This is a genomic window from Variovorax sp. 38R, assembly GCF_014843395.1.
Classification (GTDB): domain Bacteria; phylum Pseudomonadota; class Gammaproteobacteria; order Burkholderiales; family Burkholderiaceae_C; genus Variovorax; species Variovorax paradoxus_H.
Window position 1 is genome coordinate 3483944 of sequence record NZ_CP062121.1, and the last position, 10980, is coordinate 3494923.

At 67.6% G+C, this 10980-nt stretch carries 11 protein-coding genes and 2 tRNA genes; 9 read left to right on the top strand and 4 right to left on the bottom strand.

Annotated elements, in window-relative coordinates:
• Positions 1 to 212: 212 nt before the first annotated feature.
• Positions 213 to 674, bottom strand: coding sequence for a hypothetical protein (locus IG196_RS16020; RefSeq protein WP_192191912.1), 462 nt, complete (start codon positions 672 to 674; stop codon positions 213 to 215).
• 61 nt (positions 675 to 735) lie between these two features.
• Complete coding sequence (locus IG196_RS16025) at positions 736 to 1044, bottom strand: hypothetical protein (RefSeq protein WP_192191913.1); 309 nt, start codon at positions 1042 to 1044, stop codon at positions 736 to 738.
• Between the two features lie 280 nt (positions 1045 to 1324).
• On the opposite strand from IG196_RS16025, the gene IG196_RS16030 reads away from it, so the two are divergent.
• Positions 1325 to 2659, top strand: coding sequence for a purine-cytosine permease family protein (locus tag IG196_RS16030; RefSeq protein WP_192191914.1), 1335 nt, complete (start codon positions 1325 to 1327; stop codon positions 2657 to 2659).
• Here the strand turns inward: IG196_RS16030 and thiD are convergent.
• Positions 2604 to 3452: a bifunctional hydroxymethylpyrimidine kinase/phosphomethylpyrimidine kinase gene (gene thiD / locus IG196_RS16035; protein ID WP_192191915.1), complete on the bottom strand. Its 849-nt coding sequence runs from the start codon at positions 3450 to 3452 to the stop codon at positions 2604 to 2606. The genes IG196_RS16030 and thiD overlap by 56 nt on opposite strands.
• Positions 3453 to 3595: 143 nt before the next feature.
• On the opposite strand from thiD, the gene IG196_RS16040 reads away from it, so the two are divergent.
• From IG196_RS16040 to IG196_RS16075, 8 genes are all read left to right on the top strand, one after another.
• On the top strand, positions 3596 to 4690 hold the full coding sequence (locus tag IG196_RS16040) for an FAD-dependent oxidoreductase (RefSeq protein WP_192191916.1): 1095 nt from the start codon (positions 3596 to 3598) through the stop codon (positions 4688 to 4690).
• 20 nt (positions 4691 to 4710) lie between these two features.
• Positions 4711 to 4908: a sulfur carrier protein ThiS gene (gene thiS / locus IG196_RS16045; protein ID WP_192191917.1), complete on the top strand. Its 198-nt coding sequence runs from the start codon at positions 4711 to 4713 to the stop codon at positions 4906 to 4908.
• 38 nt (positions 4909 to 4946) lie between these two features.
• The gene (locus IG196_RS16050; RefSeq protein WP_192191918.1) at positions 4947 to 5756 is read left to right on the top strand and encodes a thiazole synthase; all 810 of its coding nucleotides are present in this window, start codon (positions 4947 to 4949) and stop codon (positions 5754 to 5756) included.
• 5 nt (positions 5757 to 5761) lie between these two features.
• Positions 5762 to 6721, top strand: coding sequence for a thiamine phosphate synthase (gene thiE / locus IG196_RS16055; protein ID WP_192191919.1), 960 nt, complete (start codon positions 5762 to 5764; stop codon positions 6719 to 6721).
• Positions 6718 to 8859 (top strand): TonB-dependent siderophore receptor, encoded by a 2142-nt coding sequence (locus IG196_RS16060; RefSeq protein ID WP_192191920.1) that lies wholly within the window; start codon positions 6718 to 6720, stop codon positions 8857 to 8859. The genes thiE and IG196_RS16060 overlap by 4 nt, the downstream gene beginning before the upstream one ends.
• Before the next feature lie 108 nt (positions 8860 to 8967).
• Positions 8968 to 9043, top strand: a tRNA-Asn gene (locus tag IG196_RS16065).
• A gap of 204 nt (positions 9044 to 9247) precedes the next feature.
• Positions 9248 to 9323: transfer RNA gene (locus tag IG196_RS16070), tRNA-Asn, on the top strand.
• Positions 9324 to 9558: 235 nt separating this feature from the next.
• Complete coding sequence (locus IG196_RS16075; protein ID WP_101491823.1) at positions 9559 to 9996, top strand: YXWGXW repeat-containing protein; 438 nt, start codon at positions 9559 to 9561, stop codon at positions 9994 to 9996.
• A gap of 51 nt (positions 9997 to 10047) precedes the next feature.
• Here IG196_RS16075 and IG196_RS16080 read toward each other — a convergent pair whose 3' ends face one another.
• A complete protein-coding gene (locus IG196_RS16080) occupies positions 10048 to 10731 on the bottom strand; it encodes a hypothetical protein (protein WP_225616674.1) in 684 nt (227 codons plus the stop codon).
• Between the last annotated feature and the right edge of the window lie 249 nt (positions 10732 to 10980).

The following is a 10980-nucleotide window of genomic DNA, read 5'->3' on the forward strand; positions in this document are numbered from 1 at the left end:
TGGGGCGCATCGCTAGGGGTGTCGAGCCGGATTTTTCCGGGGCTGACTGAGAGAGTCCCTTTGAACCTGACTGAGGTAAGACGAGGTCAGGGGCTCTTGGGCCGACAACGGAAGACCGCTAAGGGCCCCAAGCGGAAGTAGCGCTCAATCGCAAGCAGCCATTCCGGCGTCAAGTGCTATGTCAAACGCCCGATCCTGGTCGGTACCTGACATTAAAGCCGGCTCTCAAAATCGCCGATGATGGAATACAGCCGCTGCAACTCAGCTTGCCTGTCAGGCTGACCTTCGAGCACATCGATTTCATGCCGAACGCGATAGAACTCTGCTTCGGTGCGGATCCTTCCGCGTTGAAGCACCTTGGCAAGTCGTCGTTCTTCATTTGCCATGAACTCTGGATATGCGCGCTCTGTCGCAGAGAACCACGCCTTTGCCACGGCGGGCCGCCATTCTTTAGGAAAACCTGACAACGAATCCAGCACCTCTCGCCAACCTTGCTCCAATCCCGCGGCCAACTGGGAAGGAGTCGGCTTGGGAGTTCCTTCGCGGGCTGTGGCAACGAAGCTGCGCACTCCAGCACATGATTGGCCAAGCGTCTCTGAAGCCTTGCCAGGAATCTCTTTCAGCGCAAGACTAAACAGCTCACAAGCGGCGCAAAGTTTCTCTACTCTTGACATAGTGTGAACGTCCGCTCTTAACTCGTTTGTTCGCTGCGGCGAACGACAGTTGCTGGCCGAACTACGACATGGCCTGCGACTGCCAAATTTCGGAGCCGAGCGGCACGTCGTCGACCTGCAGATTTGCAGGCAACAGAATGGAAAAAGACCGCGTTTTGGAGCCATCCATCGGGGAAGAAAAAATGCCGGAGTCAACCACCATCGTGCTCAGCGTTTGCCGACCCGGACGCCTGAGTTCTACGACCGACGATTCCAGCGGCATTGCCTGCACAAGTTGATTCCCAACTACAGCGAGCCCTTTTCCGCCTATGGCGAAGCAGTCTTCGACGACCATGATGCAATGCATGCTTTTGTCCTGAAGTTGGGCCACGCCAAAGTCTGTTTTTGGCCGATTCTGCCGTACGCCGACTACTTTTCGCTGAGCGCGCCGATGCGCGCCTAAAATGGCGACTCGCTAGGGGTGCTGGCCCGACTCGTCGGATCGGCTGAGAAAACACCCTTTGAACCTGTTCTGCCGTGTTTATTTGCATGGCTTGAGGTAATCCTCGCGCAGGGAAGCTGGTCCGGTGGCCTGTCGCGTTGTCTCGCGTGACGGCCGCGCCACTGGAGCCTCGCCCACCTGCCAAACCTTTTGCACTGGAGCAAAACGGATGGCACACGACCACAACGGAACTTCCTCTGGCAATGAGGCGCTGACGCCCTTGCCCTTATCCCGGCGCGTCTTCGGCTGGCACGACCACGCCTCGCTGTGGTTCAGCCTCGGCGTCGGGCTGCTGGTGATGCAGATCGGCGCCTACCTGGTGCCGGCCGTGGGCACGCGCGATGCGGCGCTGGCGATCGTGCTGGGCTCGCTGCTCGGCGCCGGGCTGCTGGCCTGGACCGCGCGGCTGGGCTGCGAAACCGGGCTGGCCAGCGCCGGCCTGATGCACGCCACCTACGGCAGCGCCTTCGCGCGGCTGCCGGTGCTGCTCAATATCGTGCAGCTGGTGGGCTGGACCACCTTCGAACTCGTGATCATGCGCGAGGGCACGCAGGCCATCGGGCTGCAGGCGTTCGGCCCCGCGCTGGGCACGGTCTGGGGCGGCGTGCTGACCACGCTGCTGTGGGGCGCGGTGCTGCTGGCGCTGCTCGCGGGCTCGATGGTCAAGCTGGTGCGCCGCTTCGTGAGCCGCTTCGGCCTGCCACTGGTGGTGCTGTCGCTGCTGTGGCTCAGCTGGCAGTTCGCGACGCAGCTGCACGCCAAGGGCCTGGACGCTTTCTGGGCGCGGCCGGGCAACGGCAGCATGGGCATGTTCAGTGCGCTCGACCTGGTGATTGCGATGCCGGTGTCGTGGCTGCCGCTGGTGGCCGACTACGCGCGCCACGGCAAGCGCAGCGCAGCCGGTGGATTGGGCAGCGCGTTCAGCGGCACCTGGATCGGCTACGCGCTCGCCAACATCTGGTGCTACGCGCTCGGCGTGATGGTCGTGAGCGTGGCCGAGCCGGGCACCAGCCTCGTCATGGCGCTGCTGCTGGCGCAGGGCGGCCTGGTGGCGCTGGGCCTGATCCTCATCGACGAACTCGACAACGCCTACGGCGACGTGTACTCGGGCTCGGTGTCCACGCACAGCCTGCTGCCGCGCTGGAGCGTGAAGCGCTGGGGCCTGCTGCTGGCGGTGCTGTGCATCGGCCTCGCGCTGGTGCTGCCGATGCACACGCTCGAACCCTTCCTGCTGCTGCTGAGTTCGGTGTTCGTGCCGCTGTACGGCGTGATCCTGGGACGGCTGGGCAGCGGGAACGCGGTGTCGGCAAGCGGCACGCGCACCATCGACTGGGGCGCGGCGCTGATCTGGCTCGCGGGCATCGCGGCCTACCACGCGCTCGCCAAATGGGCGCCGCAGTTCGGCTCGGCATTGCCGACGCTGGCAGCGACTTTCGTTCTGGCGTGGCTCAGCCGGCCGACAGCGGCAAGCGGTGGGTCGGCACTGGCGCAAAGCCGTGGTTGAGCGGACCGTGGCCCGCACCCACCTGCACATTCGCACCGGCGCTCATCGCGCCGAGGATGTACGCGCGTGCGCGCTCGACCGCGTCGGGCAACGCCAGCCCCAATGCCAGGTGCGCGGCGATGGCCGACGAGAGCGTGCAGCCGGTACCGTGCAGGTTACGGCTGGCGATGCGTTGCGACGCGAGCCGCTTGCGCGCGCCGCTGCGCTCCAGCAACACGTCGACCACTTCGTCGCCGGGCAGGTGGCCGCCCTTGAGCAGCACGGCCTTCGCGCCGAGCGCCAGCAGTTCGTCCGCCGCGCCGTCGAGCGCGTCGATGCCGCCGATGGCATGGCCGACCAGCAAGGCGGCCTCGTCGAGATTCGGCGTGATCACCACGGCGCGCGGGAACAGTTCACGCACCAGCACCTGCACCGTCTCGGCTGCGATCAGGCGGTCGCCGCTGGTGGCGATCATCACGGGGTCGAGTACCACGTTCTTCAGCTGGTAGCGGTCGATGGCCCAGGCCACCACCTCGACCACCTCGGGCGCGTGCAGCATGCCGAGCTTGACGGCGTCGACGCCGATGTCTTCCACCACGGCCTGGATCTGCGCCTTCAGGAAATCGGGCGGCACGCCGTAGATACCCGAAACACCCACCGTGTTCTGCGCGGTGAGCGCGGTGATGGCCGTCATGCCGTAGCAGCCGAGGGCCGCGAAGGTCTTGAGATCAGCCTGGATGCCGGCGCCGCCGCCGCTGTCGGAGCCGGCGATGGAAAGCACGCGTGCGTAGCGTTGGGTGGGTGCGGGGGTCATGTTGAAAATTATCGGCGAGTGCGCCTCGCCTCTTTCTCCCGCCCCTTCCGGGGAAGGGGCGGGGTGGGGGCACGCGGCGTGTCCATCGGGCGCTCTGCCCGCCCCCATCCCAGCCTTCCCCCAGTGGGGGAAGGAGCAAGACCATGAGCGTGCCATTTCAATCGGCGGCCATCCTCGGCGCAGGCCTCATGGGTCGACTGATGGCGGTCACGCTCGCACAGGCGGGCTGCAAGGTCGCGCTGTACGAAGCCGGCAGCCCCGAAGCCGAAGGCGCAGCCGCACGCGTGGCCGCGGCCATGCTCGCACCGCTGGCCGAATCGGCCGTGGCGCCGGTGTCGGTCGTGCGCATGGGCCAGCACGCGCTGTCACGCTGGCCCGAGCTGCTGGCACCGCTGGCGCAACCCGTGTTCTTCCAGCGCGAAGGCACGCTGGTGCTGTGGCACCGGCAGGACGCCGCCGAGGCCGCACGGCTCGCGGGCGTGCTGGCGCGCACCGGCGCGCAGGTGCCCGAGCTTGCACCGATGCAGGCGCTCGACACGCCCGCCGCCATCGCCGCGCTCGAACCCTCGCTGGGCACGCGCTTCGCCCGGGGCCTGTACCTGCCGGGCGAAGGCCAGCTCGACAACCGCGCGCTGCTGGCGTCGCTGCGCGCCACGCTGGAAGCCGATGCGCGCGTGACGTTGCACTGGCAGTCGCCGCGTGCGCCTTCCGACTTTTCGCCCGGCACGGCAGGCCAACCCGACTGGGTGATCGACTGCCGCGGCCTCGGTGCCAAGCCGCAATGGAACGCACTGCGCGGTGTGCGCGGTGAGGTGATCCGCGTGCATGCGCCCGAGGTCACGCTGCAGCGCCCCACGCGGCTCGTGCATCCGCGCTACCCGCTGTACATCGCGCCCAAGCCCGACCACCTGTTCGTGATCGGCGCAACCGAGATCGAGTCGGACGACATGTCGCCCGCCAGCGTGCGCTCCACGCTCGAGCTGCTGAGCGCGGCCTACGCGGTGCACAGCGGATTTGCCGAGGCGCGCATCGTCGAGATCGCGACGCAATGCCGCCCCACCCTGCCCGACAACCTGCCGGCCATCCGTCAGCCGCAACCGCGTGTGCTGCAGATCAACGGCCTGTACCGCCACGGTTTCATGATCGCGCCCGCACTGCTCGACGCGGCGATGGAGTTGCTGGTGCAAGGCCGTTCCACGCTCGCGCGCGGCTTCGGCCTGGACGTGCCCGACGCATGACGAGAACAACGACATCGACGATGAACATCCTGATCAACGACAAGCCCTGCACGCTGCCCAAGGGCGCGCTGCTCGCCGACGCGCTGGCCGTGCTGCAGGCCGTACCGCCTTTCGCGGTGGCGGTGAACCGCGAGTTCGTGCCGCGCTCGGCCTATGCCACGCACCCGCTGCACGCTGACGACCGCGTCGAGGTGATCCGCCCGGTGACCGGCGGCTGAACGAACGCACCAGAGACAAGACGATGGAGACGACAACCATGACCAATCCCGATCCGCTGGTCCTCTACGGCCAGACCTTCCACAGCCGCCTGCTGCTGGGCACCGCGCGCTACCCGTCGCCCGACGTGCTTGAAGCGGCTGTGCAGCGTGCCCAACCCGCGATGCTGACTGCTTCGCTGCGCCGCCAGACCGCCAACCAGGGCTCCGGCAACAGCGACCTCGGCAACGGCTTCTGGGAGCTGCTGCGCAAGCTGGGCGTGCCGGTGCTGCCCAACACCGCCGGCTGCCACAGCGTGCAAGAGGTGGTCGCCACCGCACAGATGGCGCGCGAGCTGTTCGACACGCCGTGGATCAAGCTCGAACTCATCGGCGACGACTACACGCTGCAGCCCGACACGCTGAACCTCGTCGACGCGGCATCGCAGTTGATCCGCGATGGCTTCCACGTGCTGCCGTACTGCACCGAAGACCTGGTGCTGTGCCAGCGCCTCGTCGATGTCGGTTGCCAGGCCGTGATGCCCTGGGCCGCACCCATCGGCACCGGACGCGGGCCGGTCAATCCGTACGCGCTGCGCCTGCTGCGCGAGCGCCTGAAGGTGCCGATGCTGGTCGACGCGGGCCTCGGCCTGCCCTCGCACGCATGCCAGGTGATGGAGTGGGGCTACGACGGCGTGCTGCTCAACACCGCCGTCGCGCTCGCGCAAGAGCCGGTCGCGATGGCCGGCGCCTTTGCCGACGCCGTGCAGGCCGGCCGCACGGCCTACCGCGCCGGTGCGATGGCCGCGCAGGACGCCGCACAGCCCAGCACGCCCGTGCTCGGCACACCCTTCTGGCACCACGCACCGTGAACACGATGAGCACCGTCGACACCTCCAACGCCCGCGCCGTGGCGCAAGCCATCGTCGCGGCCCACGGCCTGCGCTTCGGTGCTGCCACGTCCACGCCCGTGAGCGGCGCACCGCACTTTTCGTCGGACGACGCCGTCTACCGCGGCGCGAAGCAGGCCTGCACCGCGCTCGGCTTCATCGAGATCGACGCCGAATGCCTCGCTCACGCGTGGCGCGCGCAGACCGCACGGCTCAGCCAGTTCGACGCGTCGGCATGGCCCGATGCGCCGGTCGATTTCGGTATGGGCCCGTTTCCGCCGACCGCGCGCACCGACGCGTTTCCGCCCTGCCCCGAACGGCTCGGCCTCTACGCCGTGCTGCCCGATGCCGCCTGGGTCGGCCGCATGGCGCGCGCCGGCGTGCCGACCGTGCAGCTGCGCTTCAAGTCGGACGACGCAGCCGCCGTCGCACGCGAAGTGCGGGCTGCCGTCGACGCGGTGCGCGGCACGGGTGCGCTGCTCTTCATCAACGACCACTGGCAGCTCGCCATCGCGGCCGGCGCCTACGGCATCCACCTTGGGCAGGAAGACCTCGACGCGCTGTCGCCCGATGAACTGCAGCAGCTGCGCGCTTCGGGCCTGCGGCTCGGCGTGAGCACCCATGGCTACGCCGAGATGGTGCGCGCCGACGCGGTGAGCCCGAGCTACATCGCGATGGGCGCCATCTACCCGACCACGCTCAAGCGGATGGCGACCGCGCCGCAGGGCGTGGCGCGGCTCGCGGCTTATGCGCGCCTGCTGCGCGGCTACCCGCAGGTGGGCATCGGCGGCGTCGATGCCGTGCGGCTGCCCGAGGTGCTCGCCACCGGCGTCGGCTCGGTCGCCGTGGTGCGCGCGCTGGTCGCCGCCGACGACCCCGAGGCCATGGCAATGCAATGGATGGCGGCAATGCACGCCGCCCCGGTTTCCCCTGAACGCACAGAATGAACGCTCGACTTTTCTCGCACTCCCCGCTTTCGCGCGCGCTCACCGCCGCCCTTCTCACTTTCGGTGCCTGCGGCGCGCATGCGCAATCGCCATCGCAGGCACTGCCCGAGGTCACCGTGAACGACGGCGCCGCCGCGCCGCAGGCCGACATCAGCGGCTTCGGCGACGTGCCGCTGCGCGAGCTGCCGCTGTCGGCCACGATCATCGACAGCCAGCAGTTGCGCAGCAGCGGCGCACGCCGCCTCGCAGACCTGACGCAGTTCGACGCCTCGGTCACCGACGCCTACAACTCGGCCGGCTACTGGGACTACCTCACGGTGCGCGGCTTCGTGCTCGACAACCGCTTCAACTATCGGCGCGAAGGCCTGCCGATCAGCGCCGAGACGGCGATTCCGCTAGACAACAAGGAGCGCATCGAGATCCTGCGCGGCACCAGCGGCATCCAGGCCGGCACCAGCGCACCGGGCGGGCTCGTCAACTACGTGGTCAAGCGCCCGACCGAACAAGACCTGCGCACCGTCCGCCTCGAAACCACGAGCCGCGGCAGCGTGCTCGGCGCGCTCGACTTCGGCGGCCGCTTCGGCGAGAACCGCCAGTTCGGCTACCGGCTCAACATGGCCGCCGAAAAGCTCAACCCGCTCACGCACAACCTCGACGGCAACCGCAACCTGTTCTCGCTCGCAGCCGACTGGCGCATCACGCGCGACTCGGTGCTCGAATTCGAGATCGAGCAAAGCCACAAGACCCAGCCGAGCCAGAACGGCTACAGCCTGCTGGGCAACACGCTGCCCGCGCCGGTCGACCCGCGCATCAACCTGAACAACCAGCCGTGGTCGCAGCCCTCGGTGTTCAAGGCGCTGACCGGCACGGTGCGCTTCAGCCAGGCGCTGAATGCCGACTGGCGCTGGAGCGCGCAGATCGGCCAGCAGCGTCTGAAGACCGACGACCGGCTGGCCTACGCCTTCGGTTGCGGCGCGGAGTTCAACTACGACCGCTACTGCTCCGACGGCACCTTCGACGTGTACGACTTCCGCAGCGAGAACGAACGCCGCACGCAGACCGCGGGCAGCCTGAACCTCAAGGGCAACGTGATGACGGGCAGCGTGCGGCACGAGCTGGGCTTCGGCCTGCTGCAAAGCCGCGTGCGCAACCGCTTCCAGGACCAGGCCTACAACTACGTCGGCACCGGCAACATCTGGGCGACCGCGATGACGCCGGCCGACCCGCGGCTGACCGACGCGAACACCAACCGCAACGAGCGCTCGACCGAGCTGTCGGCGCAGGACGCCATCCGCTGGAACGACCGCTTCACGACCTGGGTCGGCGCGCGGCACACGCGGCTGTCGCGCGACAGCATCCGCACCGACGGTTCGCGCCCCACCGGCTACAGCGACAGCATCACCACGCCGTGGATCGCCGCCAGCTACACGATCCAGCCCGGGCTGCTCGCCTATGCGAGCTGGGGCAAGGGTGTCGAGTCGCAGGTCGTGCCGAACAAGAGCTCGCAGTACGCGAACGCGGGCGAGGCGCTGCCCGCGCTGCAATCGCGCCAGTGGGAACTCGGCCTGAAGGGCGGCGACGCGGCATTCAACTGGCAGGTCGCGTGGTTCGACATCTCGCGCCCCATGACCAACCTCGACCTGTGCGGCGAGTTCTGCACGGTGCGCAACGATGGCCGCGCAATGCATCGCGGCCTCGAGGCCGGCGCGCAATGGACCGGCGGCCCCTGGCGCGTGGGCGGCAGCGTCGCACTCATCGACGCCAAGCGCCGCGGCAGCACGACCGCGCCTGAGCTCAACGGACAGGCGCCCACCAACGTGCCCAAGCAGGTGCTGCGCGCGCAGGCCGGCTACCGCTTCGCGTCGGTGCCGGGCCTCGAACTCGCGGGACAGCTGTCGTACGAAGGCCGCCGCAACGTGCTGCCCGACGGCTCGATCCGGTTGCCGTCGTGGACGCGCCTGGATGCGGTGCTGCGCTACGACACCAAGCTGGCCGGCATGGCCACGAGCTGGACGCTGGCCGTCGACAACCTGTTCGACCGCCGCTACTGGAAGGAATCGCCCTACCAGTTCAGCCACGTCTACCTGTTCCCGGGCGCGCCGCGCACGCTGCGGCTGGGCGTGAGCATTGCGATGTGATGAGCGAGGCGCTTTCGTCGTCGTCGCGGCCTCGTCGCCACGAATTCGTTGCGTCGGCGCCTCGGTGTTTTGGAAGCCCAAAAAACCACGCTATAATCTAAGGCTTGTTCCTCGATAGCTCAGTTGGTAGAGCGCCGGACTGTTAATCCGTAGGTCCCTGGTTCGAGCCCAGGTCGAGGAGCCAGAACAAAGCCGCAAGGCCTCTGAATGGCCCGCTACTCACAAGGTAGCGGGCCTTTTCATTTGTGGCGCCCCACGCGAACGAAGCACGCGGGGGCGAAGACGTGAAGGGCGCGAAAAAAATCAATCGCCCTGCGCGCTTCACCCATCAAAAATGATCGCCGTCGTCTCAGAACGGCGAATTCATTGAATATAATTGAAGGCTTGTTCCTCGATAGCTCAGTTGGTAGAGCGCCGGACTGTTAATCCGTAGGTCCCTGGTTCGAGCCCAGGTCGAGGAGCCACCATTTGCTGAAGGCCCGTTACTCACAAGGTAACGGGCCTTTTCGCTTTCTGCGCCACACATCGGCCGCCGTTTCGCGGCACGCGGGCCTGTCCGACACGGACACCCCCGCTCTGCGTGCAAAACTCCCTTTGTTAACAACTTCTGCGGCCCCGCCCAGGACAACCCCGTGCACGCGATCCGCCGGTCGGGCGTTGTTCGGGTTCAGTCACTCATAACAACCAAAGGGCATCACGATGAAACTCACAAGAATTCTTCTGGCCGCCGCCGTGGCCGCCGCCACCTTGCCCGCCGTGGCACAGGTCTCGGTCAACATCAACGTGCCCGGCCTGATCCAGGTCGCACCGCCCGCGCCGCGCTACGAACCCGCGCCGCGGCCGCGCGGCGGCCAGGTCTGGGTGCCCGGCCATTGGCAATGGAACGATCGCGCCTACGCATGGCGCCCGGGCTACTACGTGGCGGCCCGCCCCGATTACGCCTACGCCCCGGGTGGCTGGGTCCGCGCCGACGGCGGCTGGCGTTGGCGTGAAGGCGACTGGCGCCGCGCCGAGCGCCGTGAAGAGCGCCGCAGCGATCGCCACCACCATGACCGCGGCGACCGCTACGACCATGACGACGATCACCGCGGCGGCGGTCACTGCCCGCCCGGCCAGGCCAAGAAGGGCCGCTGCTGATCTGATCGATGCGTAACGCGCGTTCCTGCGCGCCGCCCGTGCTGCAGACCGTCAGTTCACCGTCACCTTGAAACGCACAGCGCCCGTGCCGCCGGGCGCGAGTTGCCCGACGAATTTCCAGTCCATCGGCCCGGCCCCGCCCGCGGACTGCGTCGTGATGCAGGCCACTGCAGGCGCCGGTGCGGGGTTGGCGGGCGTGCGCTTCGTGCATGCGGTCAGCGTCGCCGGCGTCGTGTCTTCCTGCGAGCCGGCAAAGCTCGTGTAGACCGGCGTCGCATCGTTCACCGTCAGCCCGCTGATCGGCGTCGCGCCGTTGTTGGTGTACGTGATGCGGTACTCCAGCGTCTCGCCCGACCTGGCATCGTTGCTGAGCCCGAAGGGGCCGCCCTTCGACACGTTGCGCACTTCTTTCTTCAGTTCCAGCGCCACGGCCGACACGGTCGTGGTGTCGTGCACCACATAACTCGCGGTGAGTCCGGGCAGCGCATTCGTGAAGGTGAAGTTCGCCTGCACCGAGGCATCGTTGCGGTAGCCGTCCAGCGCATGCCCCGGCACGAAGAGCTGCAGCACCACGCAGACGTTCTTGCCGGCAGTCACCGTTGTCGGCACCGCCGGCGGGTAGAGCACGGCGGCGCCGGGTTGCACTGCGCCGGTGCAACCCGCGTCGGCAAAGATCTTTGCACTCCAACCGTCGATCACGGGCGAGGCGACTTGGCGGACGATGTCGAAGCTCACGGACCCGCCGGTTTGCGCCACGAAGGTGTGCGGATATGCACACAAGCATGTCCCGAGGCGCAGCAGCACGCTCGATCGAATCAATTTTTTTCATCGATTTCACCGTCCAGGTTCGGGTTGCCGAGACCACGGCAACCCCTGCCGCGAAGGGTTCTTCGATCGGCCCCCTTCGCTTTGGCCGGTGCCCCACGAAGGGGGCAGAAAAAGGATGAGGGTTTCGGACGGCTGTGGCATTTCTCCCGGTGGGCG